Here is a 24,539-nt window from a genome sequence, read left to right on the forward strand (position 1 = left end):
CGTCACCTGCGGTATTGAAAATTCAGCGTCTGGATACCGCAGAAATTTTCAAAATAGGAGAATAGAGTCAAAGGAGGCAAGTTCGCGCATGGTGCAGCTGTTTCTGTATCTTCACGTTCTCAGCGCGATATTTATGGGGTTCTACCTGCTGCTGCCGTTTCTCAGCCAACGGCTGTCCGCCTTGTCCGGCGACAAGCAGGCAGGATTTCTCCACGTCTTGTTCGCCATGAACCGCGCAGGCCAATGGGCGATCTGGGTAGCGTTCATTTCCGGGGGTTATCTGATCAGCAAAAATCCGTACTCGGTGCTTTGGATGGTGCTTGTCGTCGTATTGTTTCTGGCTATCGCAGCCGTTGCGGGCATTATGGGCAAGCGGATGCGGCTGTCCTTGGACAGCGATTCCGGCTCCAAAATCGGCCAATATATCGGCGCGATCAAGACGCTCAGCATCGTGAACGGCGTTCTTTATTTTCTGATCGTTACGTTGATGAAGTTTCCGATGTACTCGTAGACCGGAAGCGTAGCGCCAAAGAACCGTATAGATCCTCCGGGGTCTGTACGGTTCTTTTTGTGGTCGCTCTTCCTTGAATGGACGTCGATAGACGTTTTCTTAGTCGCTCATCCTGGAGACCCCGAGCTATTCCGACAGCTCGTCCAGCGTCTTCTCCAGGCTGGGGGCCAAATGCTCCAGAAAATATCGGACCTCCGGCATATTCAGCTGTTCAATCGATTGCCCGATTTGCCGCTTGGCGACGGTAAACTCCCGGTTGCCGGCCGACAGCTCGGTGACGCATTTGAGATAGGCGTCGAGCAGATCGGCCGCTTTGACGTAGCGCATCAGCTCGCCGGAATGCGGGGAAGCCGCGTTGTTGGCAGGCACGATCAAGGGCTCGTAGGCGCGCTTGAGCGCGGCGGGAAGCATATCGAGCAGCCGCTCGGCCGCCATATGCTCGATCTCGCGAAAATTGGACAAAATTTTCGCGTTGTGATGCTTGACAGGCGTCGGAATATCGCCGGTGAATGTCTCCGTGGCATCGTGGAAGAGCGCCAGGCTGACAGCCCGGTCGGTATCGACGCTTTTGCCGAAAATTTCATTAGCAATCGTGCACAGCATATGCGTCAGCAAGGCGACATGGAAGGAATGCTCGGCCACGTTCTCCTTGACGACGTTGCGCATCAGGCTCCAGCGCTCGATCAGCCGGAGGCGGTACATGTATGCGAAAAAATGGCTTTCCATTCGGCTTCTCCCTTTCTGCTGCCGTACGGCGGGCTCGCGGTTGGCCTCGCTATAAGGAGCGTTCTATCGTCCCGTAGCGGACTATTAAGGCAGGGTCTGCGGCTTTCCGTCATCCCACGGGACGGAACGGGCCCAGCGGCCGGCTGCGGACGATCCGGGCGCTACCGCGCCAAGGATGGCGCCGGTATGACGGTAAAGCGTTGCGCTGCCGGATCGTAGGTGAGCTGCACCCCGAACGCCCGCTGAAAATCGTCCGGATCGATGTGCGGCACGCCGTCCTTCAATAGCAGCGGCTTGCGCAGCGAGAGCTTCTGCCCGTCCGCATGAACCAGCTTCCGGCTGCCGATCTGACCGTTCCATTCCCGGCCCTCGTACTCCATCCGGACGCCGCCTGCGGCGAGCGCGGCCTGTCCGCCAATTTGGCTGAGCGCTTCCGTCAGCGGAATCTCCCGGCTGCCGCGCGCCGCCGGCTCGACCCGCCGCAGTATGGACTGCTCCAGCCCTTCAGGCGTGATCGATTGATGGCCCGCGTTGATTCGCGGCACCCGCAGCGCGTTCGTCTGCCGCGTCGCCATCCCCGGGAAGATGGTGAAAGCGTAGCGGATGCCGGCTTCTTTCACATATTCGCGGGACAGCTCGTCGTTGATGCCGAACGGATAGGCGTACGTATCGACGGGCCTTGGGGACAGCTCGGACAGCTTGGCCGTGCAGGCCTGCGTATCCGCGATGATCCGCCGCTTGTACTCCTCCTCGCCCTCCCGCCGGCCGTCCTCCATGACGAACCGGCCGGTCAAGGCGGCGCTGCCGTCCTCAAGCTTGTAATGCAGTTGATGCGTATGGCACTGCGCATCGATGAAATCGGCCTCGCGGGTCATCGCCGCAATCTGCTCCCGCGACATGACCGGAATCAAGGCTTGCTGCGTCTCCATATCGTGCGTAATGACGAAGTTGACGGCGGGAATGCGCAGTTCTGCCAAAATCGGATACGCGTTCGTATAAAAGCTCTCGTATCCGTCGTCGAACGTCACCAGCACGGCATTCGGCGGCACGGTGGCTCCCCCCATGAAATCCTTGAACTGCTGCAGCGTGATAAACCGGTATCCCTTGTTCTTCAAATAAGCGAGCTGTTCGCGAAATAACGCGGTTGTGATCGTACCCGAGCTCTGGGCGATATCGTCGACGTGATGATACATGAGCACCGCGACCTGCTCGTTATACCGTATTTCGCTATGGGAGGCGCCGAGCGACGGCAGGAGGAGCAGGAGCGCCGCGGCGCCCAGCGCGAGCGCTCTGCTGATGTAAGTTCGCATCGTGAGAAAGTCTCCTTGATTCATAATCGCTATCTCCGCATGAACGGCTTGCCTTTAGTATTCGCGGAACGGATGTCAATTTCCTGCCTGCGAAATACGGCCCGCTGTGGAGAGCGCCGCCGCACGCCCGGGAAGGCAATTCAGTATTCAGGTCCTTGTCCGGATGTGATAAGATAGAAGGAGGTAGCTGAACTCAAGTTGCGCTGATTACGGTTTTTAGGCGAAAGGAGATTATGGTCATGCAGCATTTTCAAGAGAGCATTTATAAACTGATCGTCGAGACATCAACGAACTTGCCGGCGGACGTCCGCCGCGCGATCCAAGCGGCCCGGGCCAAGGAAGACCAAGGCACCCGATCCGCTTTGTCTTTGTCTACGATCGCCGACAATATTACGATGGCCGAATGCAACGTTTCGCCGATCTGCCAGGATACCGGCATGCCGACGTTCATCGTGCACTGTCCGGTCGGGGCGAACCAGATCGTCATGAAGCGGCAAATCCGCGAGGCGGTCGCCCAGGCGACGAAGGACAGCAAGCTGCGCACGAACTCCGTCGATTCCTTGACGGGCGCCAATACCGGCGACAACCTCGGGCCCGGCACGCCGGTCATCCACTTCGAGCAGTGGGAGCGCGACGACATCGAAGTGAAGCTGATTCTCAAGGGCGGCGGCTGCGAGAACAAGAACATCCAGTACAGCCTGCCCTGTGAGCTGGAAGGCCTGGGCAAAGCGGGCCGCGATCTGGACGGCATCCGCAAATGCGTGCTGCACGCGGTGTATCAGGCGCAAGGCCAAGGCTGCAGCGCCGGCTTCATTGGCGTCGGCATCGGCGGCGACCGCACGAGCGGCTACGAGCTGGCGAAAGAGCAGCTGTTCCGCAGCCTCGACGACGTGAACCCGAACGAGGAACTGCGCAAGCTGGAGGAATATATCATGGAGACCGCGAACCAGCTCGGCATCGGCACGATGGGCTTCGGCGGCCAAGTGACGCTGCTCGGTTGCAAAGTCGGCGTCGCGAACCGCCTGCCGGCCAGCTTCTTCGTCTCCGTCGCTTATAACTGCTGGGCGTTCCGCAGACAAGGCGTCGTTCTCGACGCATCGACCGGCGAAATCCGGGATTGGGTCTACGAGCGGGGCGAGGCGGTTCCGATGCAGACCGAGGCGGACGGCCAGGCGGCAGCGTCAGCGGCGACCCAGGGCGAGCGGCGGGAAGTCGTGCTGACGACGCCGATCTCCGAGGAGGACATCCGCAAGCTGCGCGTCGGCGACATCGTCATCATCAACGGCTTGATGCATACCGGCCGCGATGCGCTGCACAAATATTTGATGGATCATGATTCTCCGGTCGATCTAAACGGCGCCGCGATCTATCACTGCGGCCCGGTCATGGCCAAGGACGAGGACGGCGGCTGGGTAGTCAAGGCGGCCGGGCCGACGACGTCGATCCGCGAGGAGCCGTACCAAGGCGACATTATCAAAAAATTCGGCATCCGCGCGGTCATCGGCAAGGGCGGCATGGGCGCGAAGACGCTCAAGGCGCTGCAGGAGCACGGCGCGGTCTATCTGAATGCGATCGGCGGCGCGGCGCAGTATTACGCCAAGTGCTTCAAGAAGGTCGAGGGCGTCGACTTCATGGAATTCGGTATTCCCGAAGCGATGTGGCACCTGCAGACCGAAGGCTTTGCCGCCATCGTCACGATGGACTCGCACGGCAACAGCCTGCACGCCGACGTGGATAAAGAGTCCAGGGAGAAGCTGGAGAAGTTCCGCGATCCGGTGTTCGTCTAATTCGTCGAGGCCGATCGGCGGAGAACTCATCTCTTCCGGCTGATGGATCGTATACGCGCACATTTCCCGGCATCGCTTGCGATGCCGGGATTATTTTTGGCCGGATGGCGGATGAGATTTGGAACGACCGGGAAGTATCGTTTTGCCGTGAAACGGAGGGGAGGGGGGCGGCAGCTTTACAAAAAAATAACTGGCGTCCCGGATGCCCAAAAGGTACGATAATGATTACAACGTTTGTGTGGTGGGAGGAACAGATGAACCAGTTTCGCGCCCGATTGACGATTATTTTCATTGTGCTGATCGGTTCCTCCGTATTGACGGCAGGCCTCTTCATGGCCAAAATGCTAAAGGACTCGCATATCGATGCGCTGAAGACGAATATGCTCCGCGAGCTGCGCATCATTCAGGTGACGTTCGATTGGAACCGCGGCGGCACCGAGGCGGAACAGATTCAATATTACACGGACCTCGCCATCAAGCTGAAAAAGTCGGCCGACGCCCGCGTCACCTACATTCGCGCCGACGGCAAAGTGCTCGGCGACTCCGATTATGCGGCATCCGGCATGGACAACCATCTGAACCGCCAGGAGGTCATCGACGCCGAACGGTCCGGGGTCGGCTACGTCCAGCGGTACAGCGAGACGATCAAGCGCAACATGCTGTACGTCGTCGTTCCGCTGAAGGACGGCGGCGAAACGAAAGGATATTTGCGGCTGGCCATGAGTCTGGGCGAGGTGGAGAAGTCGATCCGCAATGTATGGTTCGTGCTGCTTGCCGGACTGCTGGCGGTGTTCGCCATCGCGGGCCTGATCAGCTACCGCGTCGCTTACGGCATCACCCGGCCGATCGAGCAGGTGACGCGCGTCGCCCAGCAGATCACGAATCTGAACTACAAATCGCGCGTGCATATCCGCAAGCGGGACGAGATCGGACAGCTCGGCCAAGCCATTAACCGGATGGCGGACAGCCTGCAGCTGCAGATGAACCGCATTCTGGAGAATGAGAGCAGGCTGAAGAGCGTGTTGGAAAATATGGTCAGCGGCGTCATCATGATCGACAGGGACGGCCATATCGCGCTGCTCAACCGGTCGGCGGAGGAAATTCTAGGCTTTTCGTCGCAGGAGCTGCTTGGCAAAAAATACGACGAAGCGAAGCAGCAGTACGAATTCACCCAGCTCATCCAGGAATGCTTCGAAATCCGGGAGCATATTAGAGAAGAGATGATTTTCTATTATCCGTCCGAGCGGATTCTGGAAATTCATCTGATCCCCCTCAGCCCGGCGGAAGAGGAATGGGCAGGCCTGCTGATCGTGCTGCACGACATTACCGCCGTACGGCGGCTGGAGCGCATGCGCAGCGAGTTCGTTGCCAATGTCTCGCACGAGCTGAAGACGCCGATCGCCGCGGTCAAAGGGTTTGCCGAGACGCTGCTGGCCGGCGCGCTGAACGACAAGGAGACGGCGCGGTCGTTCCTGCAAATTATTTTCGACGAAAGTGAACGGTTGAACCGGCTGATCGGAGATATTCTCGAGCTGTCGAAGATCGAGTCGAAGAGGATTCCGCTGCAGTTTTCTCCGGTCCATCTGCACACCTTCGTTAGCCATTGTCTGAACGTGATGAACACCGAGGCGGTCAAAAAATCGATCGAGCTCGACATGCAGGTGCCCGAAGACATCTATATGGAAGCGGACGAGGACCGGCTGCGCCAAATTTTGATCAACCTGCTGTCCAACGGAATCAACTATACGCCGGAAGGGGGCAAGGTTCGCGTCAAAGCCGAGCAGATCGTAAGCGGCGGCGAAGGAACGGAGCCCGATTATGTGCGGCTGACGATTGCCGATACCGGCATCGGCATTCCCAAGAAAGACCTGCCCCGCATCTTTGAACGGTTCTACCGGGTGGATAAGGCGCGTTCGCGCGGCTCCGGCGGCACAGGGCTCGGGCTGTCCATCGTCAAGCACCTGGTGGAGCTGCACAAGGGGACGATTCGCGTCGAAAGCGAGGTCGGCATGGGCAGCCAATTCATCATCGATCTGCCGATTGTGCATTGACCAAGACCGCTCTCCGAAAGGGGAGCGCCTCCCGGCACCGTCGCGCGACCGTTCGAGCACGAAGGCGGGCCGGCGAGCCAGCGGGCGAATAGGCTTGTTTCGCTAATTTTTACAATACGTTAACAATTCGCCGGGCAATTCATGCTATGATAGTCTTGACGATGAAAGTATGAATTCCGGGGGTTTCCCATATGTCACAGAAAATATTGGTTATCGAAGACGAGCCGACGTTGGCCAGATTGCTATCCTACAACTTGACCCAGGAAGGCTACGAGACCCAGGTCGTCGATCACGGAAGCGACGGGCTGCAGGCGGCGATGCAACAGCAGTTCGATCTGATCGTGCTGGATATCATGCTTCCCGGGATGAACGGATTTGAAATTTTGTCCAAGCTGAGGCAAAAAGGCAACAAAACGCCGGTCATCATTTTGACGGCGCGCAATGCGGAGGACGAGGTCGTGCAAGGGCTGAAATTCGGCGCCGACGATTATATCACGAAGCCGTTCGGCGTCGCCGAACTGCTGGCCCGCGTATCCGCCGTGCTGCGCCGCACGATGTCGGAGGAGCAGCTGCAGGAGAAGGGCGGGTCCGGCGAGAAGGTCATCACCGTAGGGGAACTGAGCATTTACCCTGAGAAATACGAGGTCGTGCTGCACGGGGAGTCGATCCCGCTGCGGCCCAAGGAGTTCGAGGTGCTGCTGTATCTCGTGCAGCGTCCGGGCGTCGTCGTCACAAGGGACGATCTGATGAACATCGTGTGGGGGTTCGACTATATCGGCGGCCAGCGCACCGTGGACGTGCATGTCAGCTCCTTGCGCAAGAAGCTGGAGATGAACCAGCAGTCGGTGCAGATCGAATCGATTCGCGGCGTCGGCTACAAGCTGGTCACGCATCAATTGAAAAAGTCTTGATTCGCGCGCGAGATGACAACGGGAGCTTGCTTCATGGCGGAGACTCCCGTTTTTTTGTTTTCGGCGATGCATTGGTTAACCTATATCTCCATTTCCCGGGAAATTTGTCGAGAGGATGATGAGCGGATGGGCGGTAAGTTGCGTTGGGGGGTGCTCGGGACTGGACGGATTTTGTCCAAAGCTGGGCCGGGCCTGCAGCAGAGCGGCAATGGCGTATGGCACGGAGTGGCCGGACGGACGCCGGAGAACGGCAGGCAGGCTGCCGGGATGTACGGCGTTCCGCGAGCATATGAATCTTATGAGGCGCTGATCGAAGACCCGGCGATCGACGCGGTTTACATCGCGCTGCTGAACCATCTGCACGCGGAGTGGGCCGTCAAGGCGTGCGAGGCGGGCAAGCATGTGCTCGTGGAGAAGCCGTTCGCGCTGAATGCCCGGGAAGCGGAACAGATCGCCGCAGCGGCGCGGCGCAGCGGCGTCCTGGTCCAGGAGGCGTTCGTCTGGAGGCACCATCCCGCCTACGCGGCGATCAAGCGGCTGGCGGACGCCGGGGCGGTCGGGGAATGGCTGCACTTCCGCGGCCACTTTTCCTTTGTAGCGGGAGCCGACAGCACGCGCTGGAATAAGGCGTGGGGCGGCGGGGCGCTTTATGACGTCGGGTGTTATCCGGTCTCGTGGGCCAGATTTTTCGCTGGCGGGGAGCCGATAGCGGCGGACGGTTACGCGGTGATCGACCCGGATCACGGCGTCGACCGGCGATTTGTCGGCGCGCTGTATTTTGCCGACGGACGGACGGCGCATATCGAGGCGGCGATGGATATGCCGCATGGCAGCTTTTTCGAGCTGCTCGGGACGAAGGGGCGGCTAAGCGCCGATTTCACGGTCACGGCTCAGGAGCTGACGATCCGCTGCCGGATCGGCACCGAGGAGCAGTCTTGGACGACGGACCGGATTACTCCGTTTCGGGTGCAGGCGGAACGTTTCGCTGAGGCGGTTTTCGGACAATCGGTGGAGCACCCCGGGGCGGATGACGCGGTGAGCCAAAGCTTGGCGATGGACGCCCTGTTTGCAGCGGCGCGGACAGGCCGAAGATGCCCCGTCGGCTAGATGAGGCCATGCGGTTTGCCGGAGGGCAAAATCGGATATAAGAAGCGCCATTTTTGAAATATCTTTTTGGGCGATCTTTGTCTATACTAATGTCGGGTTATCATCAACGGTAGGAGGGAATTCGCCATGTCCAAAACGTTCAAAATCGGAATAATCGGCTGCGGCGGCATCGCTCACGGCAAGCATATGCCTGCACTCAAAAATCAGCCGAATGCGGAAATGGTCGCTTTCTGCGATATCGTAGAGGAGCGGGCGAGAGAAGCGGCCGATAAATTCGGCGTTCCCGGCGCCAGAGTATACACCGATTACAGGGAGCTGCTGAAGGAAGAGTCGATCGAGGTCGTTCACGTCTGCACGCCGAACGACTCTCATGCGGATATTTCGATCGCTGCGATGGAGGCCGGGAAGCATGTGATGTGCGAAAAGCCGATGGCCAAAACCGCCGCCGACGCCCGCCGGATGCGGGATGCGGCGAAGCGCACGGGACGCAAGCTGTCGATCGGTTACCAGAACCGTTTTCGCGCCGACAGCCAGTATTTGAAGAAAATTTGCTCCGAAGGAGAGCTCGGCGAGATATACTATGCGAAAGCGCATGCGATTCGCCGCCGCGCCGTTCCGACCTGGGGCGTCTTTCTGGATGAGGAGAAGCAGGGCGGCGGCCCGCTGATCGATATCGGAACTCATGCGCTCGATCTGACGCTGTGGATGATGGACAACTACGAGCCGAAGGTCGTGCTCGGCACGGCGTTCCATAAGCTGTCCCAGCGGCAAAATGCGGCCAATGCGTGGGGACCGTGGGATCCGGCCAAGTTTACGGTCGAGGATTCGGCGTTCGGCATGATCGTCATGAAGAACGGCGCGACCATCATGCTCGAGTCGAGCTGGGCGCTCAACACGCTGAGCACCGGCGAAGCGAGGACGACGCTGTGCGGAACGGAAGGCGGAGCCGATATGCAGGACGGCCTGAGGATCAATGGCGAGAAGCACAGTCGTCTGTTTATGAACCAGATTCAGCTGGACGCCAAAGGGGTCGATTTCTACGACGGCCGCAAGGAAAGCCCGGCTGATCTGGAAGCGCGCGAATGGCTTCGGGCGATCGAGCAGGACACGGACCCGGTCGTTACTCCGGAGCAGGCCTGCGTCGTGTCGGAAATTCTCGAAGCGATTTACGAATCCGCGAAGACCGGCAAGGCCGTCTATTTCGATTGATTGCTGCGGGCAGCCTGCAAGCAGGCAGAGCCCGGCTTTCCGCCAAGGGAAAGCCGGGCTTTGGCGTTTCCAATAAAGCGCCGGGCACGCTCGCTTAGATGCCGCCGCCGTTTTCGTTGATTTCCCGTTTTTCTTTTTGAATCGTATCGTAGAGACTTTTCACGCCCACTGCGGCAACGAGCAGCGAGACGAGCGCCACCAGCGTGTAAGGGGAAGGGATGATCGCCAGATGCACCAAGGTGAAGGAGACGACGAGCGACAGCACCGGAGAGACGATCCACACTTTGGCGATTTTCGAGATAATGCCCTTTTGCCATAGCCGGAAGCCGTGCTCGGCGGTTCCCATCCCGACAATGGCCGTCGTCGTGATTTGCGTCAGTGGCACCGGGATGCCGAAGAGCGAGGCGATAATCACGAGCAGACCTCCGGTTCCGGAAATGAAAATGCCTTGCAAGAGTGACATGTTCGTTATTTTTTTGCCGTTCGTCTCCAGCACCTTGCCGCCGAGCAGAATCGCTCCGAGCGCAACGAACAATCCGCCCCACAGCACCCCTGATTTCGTGCTCATCAGACCGGCTCCGACGAGCGGGCCGACCGCGTTCGCCACATTGTTCATGCCGGCGGAGAACGCTTCGGTGAAGCCGGCCAAGACGACGAGCAGCGTGAGAACTGTCCGCCATCGGCCGGCGCCGACGCCCTTCCAGCGTTCGTCGCGGCGCTCCAGGTAACGGATCAGGTACCCCGCCCCCCACGCCAGCGCAAACGCGATCAACGGCACGATCAGCCAGAACGACACGATGACGAGAATGTTGTTGACGTACAGCGATTGATACGCGACGCCGACGCCGACCACGGCGCCGACGGTCACCTCGCTGGTGGACAAGGGAATGCCCATCAGATTCGCCCCGAACAAGGTCAAGGTAGCCGACAGCAAAATGACGATCACCAATTGAACCGTTAGCAATTCGGAAGGAATAATGCCGGAGCCCAGCGTCTTCACCACTTCCCCTCCGCCGAGGTAAGCGCCCAGGAATACGCCGACGGCGACCAGGAGAAGGGCGACGAATTTACGTTTGACCGCACCGCTGCCATAAGCTACGCCCATGGCTGCGGCTGCTCCGCTCGCCCCGATATTCATGGCGAAGAATAAAGCAATAACGATGGCTGCCAAAGTATAATACAAGCTGACGCCCCCAATATAACCAAGTATACCGCTTTGAATTGTACAGTTATTGTAACTTGGATGAAATTCATATGTCAATCTTTATATGCGAATGATTTTTGTCTTATACGAATAAAATGTCCGTCCGCTGCCTGTGCGGCTTTACGAATTTTTATCGCCTATTTAATGCAGCGTTTACATGCACGTAACCATTTTAATCGTCCGGGGATTTATAATGATCCATGAAATGAACGCTAAGGAAAAAAATAGGGGTTCGTCCCCGCGAAGCTTGGAGGTCTGTGGTGATGAAATTAGTAGTGTTGGGCGATTTTCATTATTCCCGGATGGAGGATGGAACGGAAGAAATGCAGAGTGCGCGGGATAGCGCGTTCAGCTTCATGTTGGAGCGGTTTCTGGAGCTGGACGCCGATCACCACATCTCGTTGGGAGACTTGACGCATGAAGGCGATCCCGAAGAGCTGAACTTCGTGTATACCGTTATTGGCGGTAGCGATCGCCGGTTCCTTCATGCGATCGGCAATCACGATGCGTATTCGCTGCCGAAGGAGCAGATTGAGGCGCTGACGGGCCAGCCGCGGTATTTGGCCATCGAGCGGGACGAAGCGACAATCCTCGTGCTGGATACGGCGAAGGAGATGAACCGCAGCGATTGGGGCGGGGAGCTGGACGAAGCGCAGCTCGCCTGGCTGGAGGTCGAGCTCGATCGCTCGGGCGAGAAGCCGGTTCTCGTCTTTGCTCATCACCCCGTGTACGGGACAACCGCCCGCTCGACGCTGGAGAAGCTGTCGGTCGAACCCCGGCTTGAGATCGAGGCGGCGTTGAAGCGGAAGCAGGGCCCCGGTTTTTACTTCTGCGGACACAACCATATCCATTCCATTGTCAGGCGGGACAACTGGCACTTCATTCAAACGGCGGCATGCCTCGACGTGCCTGCGTTCCGCATCGTCGAGCTGAAGGACGGCCGGCTGGACGTGCGGATGCATCGCCTTGAGGAGGCGGAGCTTGCCGAGCATATCGCGCGCTTTCACAGGAATATGCCGGGCTTCAGCCCCATTGCCGAGGCGAATGGAGAAGCGTCCGACTGGGAGCTGACAGTCGAACTTCCGGAAATTGCCGGACAGCGGGCTTAAGCAGTCGGCCGGAGCATAAACCGAAGCGGAGGTGGGGACAGTGGCGCAAATTACGTTGAACGGCATCGAGAAAAGCTACGGTCAGGAAAAAGTCGTCCACGACCTCAATTTGACGATTAAGGACGGATCATTCACGGTGCTGGTTGGGCCGTCGGGCTGCGGAAAATCGACGACGCTGCGCATGATTGCCGGACTTGAGAAGCAGACGGCAGGCGACATCTGGATCGGCGACCGCTGCGTCAATGAGGTCGAGCCGGGGAAGCGCCGGGTGGCCATGGTGTTCCAGAACTATGCGCTGTATCCGATGATGACAGTGAAGGAAAACATCGAGTTCGGGCTCAAAAACCGCAAGGTGCCGAAGCCGGAGCGGGAGCGCCTCATTCGCGACATTGCGGAAATCGTCGGCTTGAGCGACTATCTTCATAAAAAGCCGCAGTCGCTCTCTGGCGGACAGCGGCAGCGGGTCGCGCTCGCCCGGGCGATGGTCAAGAGTCCGGACGTTTTCCTGATGGACGAGCCGCTGTCCAACCTGGACGCCAAGCTGAGAAACCAGATGCGAAGCGAGCTGATCGGGCTGCACCAGCGGCTCGGCGCGACTTTCGTCTATGTGACGCACGATCAGGTCGAGGCGATGTCGATGGGCGACCAGATCGTCATTATGGACGGAGGACGGGTGCAGCAGGCCGACAGCCCGATGAACGTCTATCACGATCCGGCCAATCTGTTCGCTGCCCAATTTATCGGCACGCCGCCCATGAACGTGCTGAAGTGCGGCGAAGTGGAAGGAATGGACCGGCTGCGGGCGGACGGAGAGCCGTATTACGTCGGTTTTCGCCCGGAGCAGGCGGCGATTGTCCACGAGAAAAATCCGGGATGCCTGCACTTTCCCGCCGTCATTACGACGCGCGAGACGTTGGGAGCGGAGATCGTCTACCAGCTAAGGTCCGGAGCCGGCCCGCTGTACGTCAAAAGCTTTCTGAAGCCGCTGGAGCAGGCGGCGGACGTCTACGTGTCCGTGCCGCATTCCGCCCTCTATTTTTTTGACCGGAACGGAGAGAGAAACCGCAGGGCGAAGCTTCCGGAGGCCGGGCCGATGGCGATGGCGGCGGCGGGAGGAGCCTTCCGATGAATGTGTGGCGCCTTGTCCGCCCGTACGCGATGGTCGCCCCGTCGATCGTCACCTTTGGCGTGTTCTTTATTTATCCGATCTTTTACATGATCTATTTGAGCGTGCATTCGTGGGACTTCGTCAGCCCGGAGAAGCCGTTCGTGGGCCTGGACAACTTTGCGGAGCTGGCGGGCAGCAGGGAGTTTATCGAGGTGCTGGGCAACTCGTTCAACTATACGCTGATGACGGTGTCGCTCACGATCGTCGTTTCGTTATTTCTCGCCTTGTGGCTGAACCGCAAGGGGGTGCTGTACGGCATCGTGCAGGGGGCGATCTTCAGCCCGCACATCATTTCCCTCGTGTCCGTATCGCTGGTCTGGATGTGGCTGATGGATCCCCAGTTCGGCCTGCTTAACTGGCTGCTGGCTTCAATCGGCCTGCCCAGACTGGAGTGGCTGAGCCATCCGGACAGCTCGCTGCTGTCGCTCGTGCTCGTCGCCGTATGGAAAGGCGTCGGGTTCAACACGCTCGTATTCATTGCCGGGCTGCAGAGCATTCCGAGCGAGCTGTACGAGGCGGCGGAGCTCGACGAGTCGAGCCGGCTGACCACCTGGTGCCGGATCACGCTGCCGATGCTGTCCCCGACCTTGTTCTTCCTGGTCATTATCAATCTGATCGGGTCGTTTCAAGTATTTGAGACGATCGCGATCATGACGCAGGGCGGGCCGGTCAATTCGACCAACACGCTCGTGTATTACATTTATCAGTACGGCTTCCGGTTCTTCAAGATCGGTTACGCTTCCGCCGCGGGCGTCGTGCTGCTGGCCGTGATCGGCCTGCTGACGCTCCTCTATTTCAAGCTGCTGTCCAAAAAAGTTCATTATCGGTAGGTGAGACCTCAAGGATGCCTGTAGCCAGACTCGCTTTCAAAGCGGCAAACTTCGCCGGCATGCTGCTGCTCGTGGCCGTCTTTGTCGTTCCGTTCGTCTGGATGGTCTCGACCTCGCTCAAAACGTACAGCGAGACCGTGCTGTTCCCGCCGAAGTGGATTCCGGCGGAGCTGCGCTGGGACAATTTCGCCAGAGCCTGGAATTCGGGGCCGTTCCTGAAATACTTCCTGAACAGTGTCATCGTGTCGGTAAGCATATTGCTGCTGCAGCTCGTATCGATCGTCTTCGCGGCGTACGCTTTTGCCAGATACCAGTTCAGGGGCCAAAAGCTGCTGTTCGGGCTGACGATGATCACCTTGATGATTCCCGGGCAGCTGATTTTCCTGCCCGTCTATTTGCTGATGAGCCGGTGGGGCATTCTCGATTCGCTGCTTGCGCTGATCCTGCCCTTTTCCTCAAGTGCGTTCGGTATTTTTCTGCTGAGGCAGACATTCAAGCAGGTGCAGGAGGAGCTGCTGGAGGCCGCGAGGCTGGACGACGCGTCGGAGTGGAAGATCGTCTTCCGCATCATGGTGCCGATGGCCAGGCCCGCCCTGGTGACGTTCGCTTTGTTCAGCTTCATCGCCCATTGGAACGATTATTTTTGGCCGCTCGTCATGACGACGACCGACGCGGCTCGAACGCTGCCGATCGGCATCTCCAAGATCAGGGAGGTCGACGGCGGTACCGCCTGGCATATTCTGATGGCCGGCAACATGATTTTGGTCGTCCCGATTCTGCTCGTGTTTTTCGTCGCTCAGCGGCACATCATTCAAGCCTTCGTCTATTCGGGAGTCAAGTAATCGCAGTGTTCAATTCCATCCGTTCATGGAGGTATGATCATGAGAAAAATCGCGATTTGCGGTATGTCCGCCGCTTTGGCTATGTCGATGACCGCCTGTGGGACCGGCTCCGAGACCGGTTCCGGGACAGGGCCCTCCAGCGGCGCTTCGTCCTCGGGAGCTGACGCGTCCGGAGGCCAGAAGCCCAAGATCGAGATTAATTATTGGTACTCCTGGGGAGACAAGATCGGCGAGAATAACGAGAATCTGGTCAAAATGTTCAACGAATCGCAGGACGAAATCGTCGTCAAGGCGCATTACCAGGGCAACTACGACGAGCAGCACGCCAAGGCGCAGGCCGCTTTTGCGGCGGGCAACGCGCCGGAGGTATGGCAGAACGAGATCGCGTCGGTCGGCGTCTTCGCCAAGGCCGGCATGACGGAGGATTTGACGCCGTTCGTGCAGCGGGACGGTCTCGACATGAGCGACTTCAACCCTGGTCTCATGGGCAACTCCTATGTCGACGGCAAGCTGTACGCGCTTCCCTATTTGCGCAGCACGCCGCTGCTTTACTTGAACAAGACGCTGCTCGAGGAAGCGGGGCTTGATCCGAATGGGCCGAAAAACTGGCAGGAGTTCGAGGAATACGCCCGCAAAACGACCGTGCCCGGCCAGCGCGTCGGCATGACGATGGAAGCGGGCATTTGGTACTATGAGGCGTTCATCGCCCAAAGCGGCGGCACGATGATCAGCGAGGACGGCAAAAAAGCGGCGTTCAATTCGCCGGCCGGCATAGAGGTGCTGAAGTATTGGCTGAAGCTGAAAAACGAAGGCATTATCCGCATTCCGACGACGGACGATGCGGGCACGCAGGCCAAGACGGATTTCCAGAACCAGCGCTCGGCCATGCTGTTCACGTCAACGGCGGATTTGACCAAGCTGATGCAGGTGGCGAACGATTCCGGCTTTGAGCTCGGCGCGAGCTTCATGCCGGCCAACCTCAGCTACGGCGTCCCGACCGGCGGGTGCAACCTGGTCATGTCGGCCAAGCTGCCCAAGGAAAAGCAGGAGGCGGCCTGGAAATTCATCAAATGGATGACGTCCAAGGAGCAGACCATTTACGCGAGCACGTACACCGGCTATTTGCCGAGCCGCCTGTCGGCCGTAGACAGCGAAGAAATGAAGAAGCTGTATGCCGAGAAGCCGCTGTTCAAGGTGGCGGTCGATCAACTCGAGCATGCCAGACCCCGTCCGATGCTGAAGGAGTATCCCGAGATCTCCAAGATTTTGAAGGACCAAATCTCCCGCGCGGTCGTCGATCCGTCGCTGACCGCCGAGCAGGCGATTGCGGAAGCGGGGGAAAAGGCGGAGAAGCTGCTGAACAAATAAAGCAAGCGAAGCCTGGTGTACGGCCCTCCCGGCGAAGGGGAGGGCTTGTTTTTTTACCGATGAGCATGTTTAAACCCTCTACAGAATCAAAGCGCAAGAGATACTTGTTTCATTCCTCGTCTTCGTCTTGAATTTCATTCTAAACGTCCGCCGCAAGTTTCCGAACTATTCGATCCGTTACATTTTGGACAAAGGGGATACGCTCGATCAATTGATGACGGCTGGCGTGGCGATGTCCGTCTTCCTGTCCAGCTATAGCGTGCGAACGAAGGATATGGGCGACGTGAACTGGGACATGGTGTCGCTGCCGACCTTGAAGGAAGCGCCCAGAGTCGGCTCGCAGGCTTATCCGACGTATTTTTTCGTAACGCAGATGAGCGAGCATAAGGATGAGGCGATGGAAGTCATCAAATACTTGATCTCTGACGAGTATCAAATGGAAATTTCGCGCAAGGGCATGATGCCCATTCTGAAAAACGAGGAGATCAAGCAGGCGTTCGGCTCCGCCGCCCCGGTCGAGGGCAAAAATTACTATTCGGTGTTTAAAAATGAGTTCGCGGCGACGCCGCATAAGACCAGGCTCGACACGCAGGCGGAAGGTCTCTTGTATGAGGAAATCCGTGAGTTCGTCAAAGGAAATACGGACATTAACAGCACCCTGCGAAAGGCCGAAGAGGAGATCGACAAGCTGCTGGCCTCGGAAATGGCGAAATAAGCCGATGACGCAAGCGGGAGAAGCTCCAGACCGCCGCAAGAGGAAGCGGACTGGAGCTTCTTTGCCGCTGCAGCCGATGGCCGATGCCGACCGCTTACTTGACGGCGCGGATCAGGCGGAACAGCTGCTCTGCCGTCCTGCGCAAGTTGTCGCGGGCGTTCGCCGGGTCCATCGCCTGCTCCAATGAAATCGGGGCGCCCACGATGGAGAAATAGGACGTGACGCCAACCTCGTTCAGCGCAGACGCTTCCTTGGTGACGCCCCCGGCCAGAGCGATGACGGGAATGCCGTGCTGCTTCGCCAGCGAGGCGACACCCAGCGGGGCTTTGCCCATCGAGGTCTGGCCGTCCAGCTTGCCCTCGCCGGTGATGACGATATCGGCGCCGCGCAGCTTCTCTTCCATGCCGACGACATCGAGCACAAGCCCGATGCCGGATTCGAGCCGGCCCTGGAGAAATCCGGCGAACGCCGCGCCGAGCCCGCCTGCAGCGCCCGCGCCTTCGAGCGAGCCGATATCGAGGCCGAGCTCGCTCAGGACGGTCCGGGCGAAGCTTTCCAGCCCGCGGTCGAGCTGCTCGACTACGGCCTGGGAAGCCCCTTTCTGCGGCCCGTATACATAAGCCGCGCCATTCGGCCCGTACAGCGGATTGTTCACGTCGCAGGCGATCCGGAACGAGCATTCCTTCAGCAGCGGATGCGCGCCGGAGGCATCGATGCGGCGAATGTCCGCCAGCGCTTGTCCCCCGAACGAGGACAGCTCGCCGCGCTCGCTGTAAAAGCGGTAGCCCAAGGCGTGCAGCATGCCGATGCCGGCATCGTTGGTAGCGCTGCCACCGAGGCCGATGACAAATTCGCGGCAGCCTTGGCCGATCGCATCCAGGATGAGCTCGCCGACGCCCAGCGTCGTCGTGACGAGCGGATCGCGGCGCGCCTCCGGCACAAGCGGCAGGCCGCAGGCCGCGGCGACCTCGATGACTGCGGTGCGGCCGCTGCCTAAGATTCCGTATGTAGCCGATACCGGCTCCTGCAGCGGGCCGCTCACCTCGGCGCTGACGAACCGTCCGCCTGTCGCCAGAACGAGCGCTTCCGTCGTGCCTTCGCCGCCGTCCGCCAGCGGAACCTGGGCGATATCCGCATCCGGATATACGGCATGAATCCCTGAAGCGATGGCTTCGCTGCCCTCGGCGGAGCTGACGCTGCCTTTGAACGAATCGATTGCAATGAGGACTTTCATGGTTCCCTCCATATGGCTGTATGATTTTTCGCGATCTATGCTTCATGCTACCACAGGACAACCGCGAAGGGAACAGCCCATTGCGACAGATTATCGCGAAGGGCTTGTCCGTCGGCCTCGGGCAGCGGCGATTGCCGCGGAGCGCCTCGGCCTCTCCGTGGCGCATTCCGCCTCCGGATCGTGCTCCCGAGTATTCGGGGAAGCTACTTCACCGCCGCCGCGGCGCCGAGCGGGATCGGCCAATCCTGCACATGATAGGCCATGTCCCAGAACATGTATTCCATCTGCGCGCTCAGCATGAAGGCCTCCTCCATCCGGCTTCGTTCGGATTCCTGCGCGTGCTCCGCCCATTCGTCGATTTTCCGGCACAGGTGGCGCGTATTGTCCCCGATGCGCTCCGAGGCGTAGAAGCTTATCCAGTCGTAATAAGGATGATCCTCGGTCGGCCGGATCTCCTCTGTCAGCCGCACGCCGATCTCCCAGTAAATCCAGGGGCAGGGCAGCAGCACGCAAAAAATTTCCCCCAGCGTTCCTTCGTGCGCTACCGTCAGCATATGGCGAATATAGTGATGGGCGGCCGGGGCGAGCGGGTAGCCCTGCAGCTGCTCGTAACGGACGCCGGCCTGCTGGCAGAAATTATGATGCGGGTGCGTCTCGCTGTTCAGTACGAAGCCGATTTTTTCCTGAAACATCGCCATATCTTCGCGATTGGCGCATTTGGATATGGCCAGACCGTATACGCGGACATAAGCGTTTAAGTATTCGAAATCCTGCTTGACGTAATGAATCAATTGCTCCGGCTTCAGGCTGCCGTCCGCAATGCCGCGGATGAACGGATGCCGGTAATTCGCTTCGAAGATCGGCTCGGCTTTGGCTCTCAACTTTTCGGTAAAGCTCATTGGAACATCTCCCTTCGGAAGCGGCACAAGGGGGAGCACGGGCGGCGGAGAGCGCGGGAGTTACGTCCATTTTTAAATCGAAAAAAGCCCCTCCGCCGAAAAGCGGAGAGGCTGCGCGTCCCATAGCCCAAGAGATCGTGGGCAAGCAGAGCGGCTCCACTTTCCTACGCTGGTATAACCCAGATCAGGTTCGAAGGGTCCGGAAGCGCGTTCCGTCTCAGCCTTGCGGCTCCCCTAGTGGCATTCCATCGTATTTTTGATTGACAGGTACATTCTACCATCGCGTGGCCTTGAGGGCAATCTGGATTTGTCCGATCGGCCGGAGAAATAGCGCCTTGCCAGGGTCTTAAACGAGGTCGCAAGCGGTATCGACCGCGGAATAGCGCCTTGCCAGGGCGTTATCGGCCCTGCGTAGGGTGCCACGCGGCGCCTCGCGGCCCCGAAACGCGAAATAACGCCTCGCCGAGGCGTTATCGGCCCCGCGGATGCCGTACCACGCTGCCCCCTGCAAAATAACGTCCCGCAAAGGCCGTCCTGCGCTCCCTCCGGATGCTTGTACGCATACAATGGGCCGTCCTGAAATATATATAATGCAAGTCGGTCAATGATGGAGATGTGCACCTTTATGACTAATAAACAAACGTTTTTGCGCGGCACCTTCATTTTGACGGGGGCGGCATTCGTCACGCGAATTCTCGGTTTTCTGAACAGCATTATTTTGGCCAGATTTTTGGGGCCCGAGGGCATCGGTCTGCTCATGATGGCTCATCCGCTCGTACCGATGATGATCACGTTGACCAGTCTGGGGCTGCCCGTTGCCATCTCCAAGCTGGTCGCCGAGGCGGAAGCGCAGGGCGATACGGCAAAGATTAGGCGAATCCTGAAGGTGTCGCTGTCGATTACGGTATCGATCAGCATCGTGCTCGTCTTGACCGCGTTCTTCGGGGCCAAGTCGATCGCTTCGCTGATTTTGGCCGATCAAAGGGCGTATTACGCCATGCTGGCGCTGATTCCGATCGCGCCGCTCGTGGCCGTTTCGGCCGTGCTCAAAGGTTATTTTCGCGGCAAGCAAAACATGAAGCCGATCGCGTTCTCCGACGTTATCGAGAATACGGTGCAAATCGCCCTGATTGCCGCTCTGGTTCAAGTGTTGCTGCCGCGCGGAATCGAATATGCGGCGGCCGGGGCCATGCTCGCTTCGGTCATGGGCGAAGGGGCCGGCTTGCTGTACTTGACGTTGACTTATTCGGCGTATAAAAGAAAGGCCGCGGCCGCACAATCAAGCTCTCCGGAATCGGCACCGGCCGCAGGCGGCAAGCGGAAGCGCACGCTGTATGAGCTGCTGCAGATCGGCCTGCCTACGACAGGGCAAGGATTCATCGAATCGATCTACCACGGGCTTCAGCCGCTGCTGGTTACCAAAAGCCTGGCCGTCGCCGGCATCGGCGCCGCCGCCGCGACCAAGCAGTACGGATTGCTGGTCGGCTATGCTTTTCCGCTACTCGTCTTTCCGACCTTCATCGTGCATTCGTTATCCTCAGCGCTCATTCCGGCGATCAGCGAGGCAAATGCCGGCCGTAACGCCCAACTGATTCATCAGCGCATGGATCAGGCGATCCGCATCGCTTTCATTATCGGAGCTCCCTGTACATTCATCCTGTATATGTGGGCGGAGCAGTTGACAGGCCTGATCTACCACGCGCCGGAAGCGGGGCTGCTGATCAAAATATTGGCGCCGGTCTTCCTGCTGCATTATTTGGAGGCTCCGCTTCACGCCATCCTGCTCGGGCTGGGCAAGGTGAAGACGCTGATGTGGAACTTCATCATGGCGACGCTGCTCAAGGCGATTGCGATTTTCATTTTCGGCTCGGAATGGGGCATTTACGGCGTCGCGCTCGGTATCAATTTCGGAACTTGTCTGATTGCTTTCCTCAACTTTTTTGCGCTTTCCGGGTATATCGGCTTCTATCTGGATCTCCGGCAGTACGTGAAGGCCGGACTGTGTCTCGTAGCCATGGCGTTTGCCGGACAGGGCACGTTCGCCTTCCTGCACGGCGCCGGCTATGACATGCTGTGGGTGCTCGCAGGCTCCATCGGGGTATCGCTGGCCGTGTACCTTGCCTCCGCGCTGGCCAGCGGAGCGATCCAGCTCGGGAACAAGGAAGGGCCCGGGCGGACCATCATCTCCAAAATATAACGTCATGCCCGGCCGTCCGCTTATGGGGAGCCGGGCAACAGATCAATCAGTTCGCATATGCCAAAAGACCGAATGTCATTCCGGCTGAATCGGCGAATATCGCTGCCTTGCCTATATGCGCAAATCTCCCGAATATCCGCAAGGCGCTGCGCCCCCAGGGCTGGTGTGCGTTCTGCCTCGTGCTCGATGGAATTTACGTTGTAATATACTACCCATTCGGGGGGACGCTCCCTGGAAGAAGCGGTCATTTTCCCGATAACTTGTTCCCCGCATTGGATGTACAAGCTTTGATCGGAAGCTTTTTCCGAAGCGGATAATGTCCAGCCGAGGCTTTGAGTATAACAGGCTGCCGATTTACTTAAATCGGGTGTAATTAACTCGAACCAGCAAGGCACGCCTTCTTTTCTAGGCTCCGCGTTCATCGCTTGAAAAGTACCTTTCTCCAATAAAGAAAAGACAGCCCCTTCGGGTTCCTGAATAACAGACATACGCATGAGGTCTTCCAAATCAAACGGTTCGACAAGCACCTGGCCGTTGAACTTTTCACAGTTTTCCGTCATGTCATCGACAGAATGAGCAGCAATATACACGCTAATGTGCGGGGCTGTCCCAAGAGGCAATGGTGCCAGGTTTAAATCCGTTAATCCGCCAAGACGATCACCGTCTTTTCGTATAATGGTGTAGATTTTATGCGGCCAATTCTCATCATGATACTCCCAACCGAACAGTTTTTTGTAAAACAATTTGGAGGTTGTCATATCGGATGTTTTTATGTCCAACCAGCACAACTCCCCTATTTTGCGAATGTTGTTCATGGTTAATCTCCCCTCGAGTTTTTATTCGTTTTGTTGAATAGGCCAAGCATTCTTACTTGTAAGGTTGTTTAGTCTTACACTTGCCTTAAAATAAAAAAGCGCACACGATCCCTAAGGAGTGTGCGCCCTATATGTGCGCGAATACCTATTCATTTCAAAGATGAATGAAATGATCTTACCATGAAATGCATGGAAAAACAACCTAACCCTAAATGCAATAGGCTTATGATAATTTCAATTCAAATATTGGATTTTGTGCCATACTAATGGGGTGATATAGAGAAAAGAACATGACAGGGAGAAGCGAATGAACAAAATTGCACACATCTATGCCCTCGATCTGCGCAAGATCGCCAGCAATTGGGCTGCCCTTATCATCATTTTTGGACTCGTCTGCATGCCTTCCCTCTACGCCTGGTTCAACATTAAAGCGTCCTGGGACCCTTACGGCCAAACGAGCGGCATTGCCATCGCAATTTCCAACGATGACGCGGGGGCGGAGCTTCGCGGCCATCCCGTCAACATCGGGGAGCAGGTCGTTGAGTCGCTGCGGGCGAACGGCCAGATGGGCTGGACCTTCGTCGACCGGGAGGAAGCGCTTCGCGGGGTAATGCACGGGGACTATTATGCGGCAATCGCGATCCCCGCCGATTTTTCGGCGAACATCGCCACCGTATTGACGGATGAGCCGGTGAAGGCGGAGATTTTGTACGATGTCAATGAGAAAATCAATGCGATTTCCCCGAAAATCACTTCGAAGGGCGCATCGGGAATCGTGGAGGAAATCAGCCGCACTTTTATCAAAACGGCCAACGGCGCTATTTTCCAAGTATTCAACGACATCGGCATCGAGCTGGAAAACGAGCTTCCGACCATCGAGAAGGTGCGGGAGGTCGTCTTCCGGCTGGAGGCTGCGCTCCCCGATATCCGACTCGCCGTCGATACCGCCGCGAACGACGCGGCGTCGGCTGAGCGGATCGCTTCGCAAATTCAGTCGCGCATCCCGGACGTAGAGCGGATCGCCGGGGAAGGGCAGCGGCTCGCTCAAGGGGCGGCGGAGTATATCGGGAAGGGCTCGGAAGCCGTCGATGCCATCGCGCCGAATCTCAAGCAGGATCTTTTATTGCTGCAGCAGACTGCCGGTTATGCGGAGCTGCTGACGGGCGTGATGCAGGAGCTGAAGCCGGATGCGGCGAAGCACGCCGAGGCCGCCCTTGGCATCGCTTCGCGCAGGCTGACGATTGCCGCAGACGGGGCGGATCGGCTGATCGCGCTGCTGGACAAGCTGAATGGGCTCGTTCCGGGCAACCGGCTGTCCCCGGCGATTGATCGGCTGCAGCAGGCGAAGGATCGGCTGCAGCGGCAGAATGAGCTCGTCAGCCAAATTCGGGAGGCTGTCGCGAAGGGCGAAACGCCGGCGCAGGAGCTGGTGAACGAGCTGAACCGGGCGGCGAAAGAAACGTCGGCGGCGCTGGACAATGTACTCGCCCGCTACGATAGCGAGATTGTCCCGGCGGTGAAGCAGGGGGCGGAGGCGGCCAAGCAATCGCTGGCGCGGGCCCGGGATGCGCTTGCCGCCGCGGAGAAGACGATCCCGGAAGCGGAGCGGATTGCCGGCGATGCGCTGAAGGAAATTGCCGCCGTTGGCCAAGAACTGGAGGCGATCCGGCGGGAGTTTCCTGCGGCGGAAGCGAAAGTCGTCCAGCTGGCCGACCGGTTCAGGGCGCTGGAGGCGGAAGGCGATCTTCGCCAAATCATCGACCTGCTCAAAAACAACTTCGAGAAGGAGAGCGAATTTTTCGCCGAGCCTGTCCTGCTGAAGGAAAACAAGCTGTTTCCGATTCCGAACTACGGCTCCGGCATGTCGCCGTTTTTTACCACCCTGTCGCTGTGGGTCGGCGCATTGCTGCTCGTATCGCTGCTGACGGTGGAGGTGCACGGCCTTGAGGGCGAGTACAAGAGCTGGCACATTTATTTCGGACGCTACCTGACCTTCTTGACCATTGCGCTGCTGCAGTCGCTGTTCGTGACGCTTGGCGACATTTTTCTGTTGGGTACCTATGTAGCGGAGAAGCTGTGGTTCGTACTGTTCGGGCTGCTCCTCAGCACCGTTTTTATGCTCATTGTCTATACGCTGGTGTCCGTCTTCGGTAATGTCGGCAAGGCTCTGGCGATCGTTTTGCTCGTTCTTCAGCTGGCGGGCTCGGGCGGGACGTTCCCGATCCAGGTGACGCCGCCTTTTTTCCAGGCGATCCATCCGTTCCTGCCGTTCACCTATGCCATCAGTATGATGCGCGAGGCGGTCGGCGGCATTCTGTGGGATATCGTCCTGCGCGATCTGCTGGCGCTCGTCGTATACGCCGGGCTGGCGCTGCTGATCGGACTCGCTCTGAAGCGGATCATTAACCGGACGAGCGAGCCGTTCGTTGCCAAGGCGAAGGAAAGCGGCTTGATCCATTAGCATCACGCCGATCGGGAGAGGCGGACCGGGCCTCTCCCGCCTTTGCTGGCGGCCAATGTTCGGCTCGTCTTCCCGGAGAAAAGTA

The 24,539-nt window shown here is 58.4% G+C and carries 20 protein-coding genes and 1 riboswitch; of the genes, 14 read left to right on the forward strand and 6 right to left on the reverse strand.

What is annotated here, in order from left to right:
- Positions 1-88: 88 nt before the first annotated feature.
- Complete coding sequence (locus tag F591_RS0110395; protein WP_019534535.1) at positions 89-511, forward strand: hypothetical protein; 423 nt, start codon at positions 89-91, stop codon at positions 509-511.
- A gap of 126 nt (positions 512-637) precedes the next feature.
- Here the strand turns inward: F591_RS0110395 and yfbR are convergent, their stop codons facing one another.
- Together yfbR and F591_RS27795 are read right to left on the reverse strand one after the other, a co-directional pair.
- Positions 638-1,237, reverse strand: coding sequence for a 5'-deoxynucleotidase (gene yfbR / locus F591_RS0110400; protein ID WP_019534536.1), 600 nt, complete (start codon positions 1,235-1,237; stop codon positions 638-640).
- A gap of 161 nt (positions 1,238-1,398) precedes the next feature.
- The gene (locus F591_RS27795; RefSeq protein ID WP_019534537.1) at positions 1,399-2,547 is read right to left on the reverse strand and encodes a polysaccharide deacetylase family protein; all 1,149 of its coding nucleotides are present in this window, start codon (positions 2,545-2,547) and stop codon (positions 1,399-1,401) included.
- A 239-nt stretch (positions 2,548-2,786) separates the two neighbouring features.
- Here F591_RS27795 and F591_RS0110410 point away from each other — a divergent pair, with 239 nt between their 5' ends.
- The 5 genes from F591_RS0110410 (at position 2,787) to F591_RS0110430 (ending at position 9,612) form a co-directional block, all read left to right on the forward strand.
- Positions 2,787-4,334 (forward strand): fumarate hydratase, encoded by a 1,548-nt coding sequence (locus F591_RS0110410; protein WP_019534538.1) that lies wholly within the window; start codon positions 2,787-2,789, stop codon positions 4,332-4,334.
- A gap of 254 nt (positions 4,335-4,588) precedes the next feature.
- On the forward strand, positions 4,589-6,385 hold the full coding sequence (gene pnpS, locus F591_RS0110415) for a two-component system histidine kinase PnpS (RefSeq protein ID WP_026326518.1): 1,797 nt from the start codon (positions 4,589-4,591) through the stop codon (positions 6,383-6,385).
- Between the two features lie 191 nt (positions 6,386-6,576).
- A complete protein-coding gene (locus tag F591_RS0110420) occupies positions 6,577-7,296 on the forward strand; it encodes a response regulator transcription factor (protein ID WP_019534540.1) in 720 nt (239 codons plus the stop codon).
- A gap of 126 nt (positions 7,297-7,422) precedes the next feature.
- Positions 7,423-8,403, forward strand: a complete 981-nt coding sequence (locus F591_RS0110425; protein ID WP_026326519.1) for a Gfo/Idh/MocA family protein — start codon at positions 7,423-7,425, stop codon at positions 8,401-8,403.
- Between the two features lie 126 nt (positions 8,404-8,529).
- Positions 8,530-9,612 carry a Gfo/Idh/MocA family protein gene (locus F591_RS0110430; protein ID WP_019534542.1) on the forward strand — a complete coding sequence of 361 codons (1,083 nt, stop codon included), beginning with the start codon at positions 8,530-8,532 and terminating at the stop codon, positions 9,610-9,612.
- Positions 9,613-9,706: 94 nt separating this feature from the next.
- Here F591_RS0110430 and F591_RS0110435 read toward each other — a convergent pair whose 3' ends face one another.
- Positions 9,707-10,795: a sulfate permease gene (locus F591_RS0110435; protein ID WP_019534543.1), complete on the reverse strand. Its 1,089-nt coding sequence runs from the start codon at positions 10,793-10,795 to the stop codon at positions 9,707-9,709.
- A 284-nt stretch (positions 10,796-11,079) separates the two neighbouring features.
- On the opposite strand from F591_RS0110435, the gene F591_RS0110440 reads away from it, so the two are divergent.
- From F591_RS0110440 to F591_RS0110465, 6 genes are all read left to right on the forward strand, one after another.
- Positions 11,080-11,925 carry a metallophosphoesterase family protein gene (locus tag F591_RS0110440; protein ID WP_019534544.1) on the forward strand — a complete coding sequence of 282 codons (846 nt, stop codon included), beginning with the start codon at positions 11,080-11,082 and terminating at the stop codon, positions 11,923-11,925.
- Between the two features lie 40 nt (positions 11,926-11,965).
- Positions 11,966-13,054, forward strand: a complete 1,089-nt coding sequence (locus F591_RS0110445) for an ABC transporter ATP-binding protein (RefSeq protein WP_019534545.1) — start codon at positions 11,966-11,968, stop codon at positions 13,052-13,054.
- On the forward strand, positions 13,051-13,923 hold the full coding sequence (locus F591_RS0110450; protein ID WP_019534546.1) for a carbohydrate ABC transporter permease: 873 nt from the start codon (positions 13,051-13,053) through the stop codon (positions 13,921-13,923). Before F591_RS0110445 ends, F591_RS0110450 begins: the two co-directional genes overlap by 4 nt.
- Positions 13,924-13,937: 14 nt before the next feature.
- Positions 13,938-14,765 carry a carbohydrate ABC transporter permease gene (locus F591_RS0110455; RefSeq protein WP_019534547.1) on the forward strand — a complete coding sequence of 276 codons (828 nt, stop codon included), beginning with the start codon at positions 13,938-13,940 and terminating at the stop codon, positions 14,763-14,765.
- 39 nt (positions 14,766-14,804) lie between these two features.
- Positions 14,805-16,133 carry an ABC transporter substrate-binding protein gene (locus F591_RS0110460; protein ID WP_019534548.1) on the forward strand — a complete coding sequence of 443 codons (1,329 nt, stop codon included), beginning with the start codon at positions 14,805-14,807 and terminating at the stop codon, positions 16,131-16,133.
- A gap of 127 nt (positions 16,134-16,260) precedes the next feature.
- Entirely contained in the window at positions 16,261-16,848 is a 588-nt protein-coding gene (locus F591_RS0110465; RefSeq protein WP_019534549.1) for a type 2 periplasmic-binding domain-containing protein, read from the forward strand.
- Positions 16,849-16,942: 94 nt separating this feature from the next.
- On the opposite strand, the gene F591_RS0110470 is transcribed toward F591_RS0110465, so the two are convergent.
- Positions 16,943-18,082 (reverse strand): glycerate kinase family protein, encoded by a 1,140-nt coding sequence (locus F591_RS0110470; RefSeq protein ID WP_019534550.1) that lies wholly within the window; start codon positions 18,080-18,082, stop codon positions 16,943-16,945.
- Between the two features lie 203 nt (positions 18,083-18,285).
- Entirely contained in the window at positions 18,286-18,981 is a 696-nt protein-coding gene (gene tenA / locus F591_RS0110475; RefSeq protein WP_019534551.1) for a thiaminase II, read from the reverse strand.
- Positions 18,982-19,125: 144 nt separating this feature from the next.
- Positions 19,126-19,227: riboswitch (TPP riboswitch) on the reverse strand.
- Between the two features lie 379 nt (positions 19,228-19,606).
- Here tenA and spoVB point away from each other — a divergent pair.
- Positions 19,607-21,178 (forward strand): stage V sporulation protein B, encoded by a 1,572-nt coding sequence (spoVB, locus tag F591_RS0110485; RefSeq protein WP_019534553.1) that lies wholly within the window; start codon positions 19,607-19,609, stop codon positions 21,176-21,178.
- Positions 21,179-21,198: 20 nt separating this feature from the next.
- On the opposite strand, the gene F591_RS0110490 is transcribed toward spoVB, so the two are convergent.
- A complete protein-coding gene (locus F591_RS0110490; RefSeq protein ID WP_019534554.1) occupies positions 21,199-21,993 on the reverse strand; it encodes a VOC family protein in 795 nt (264 codons plus the stop codon).
- Between the two features lie 307 nt (positions 21,994-22,300).
- Here F591_RS0110490 and F591_RS0110495 point away from each other — a divergent pair, with 307 nt between their 5' ends.
- The gene (locus tag F591_RS0110495) at positions 22,301-24,454 is read left to right on the forward strand and encodes a YhgE/Pip domain-containing protein (protein WP_019534555.1); all 2,154 of its coding nucleotides are present in this window, start codon (positions 22,301-22,303) and stop codon (positions 24,452-24,454) included.
- Positions 24,455-24,539: the final 85 nt, after the last annotated feature.

The organism is Paenibacillus ginsengihumi DSM 21568 (genome assembly GCF_000380965.1).
GTDB classification, from domain to species: Bacteria; Bacillota; Bacilli; order Paenibacillales; family NBRC-103111; genus Paenibacillus_G; species Paenibacillus_G ginsengihumi.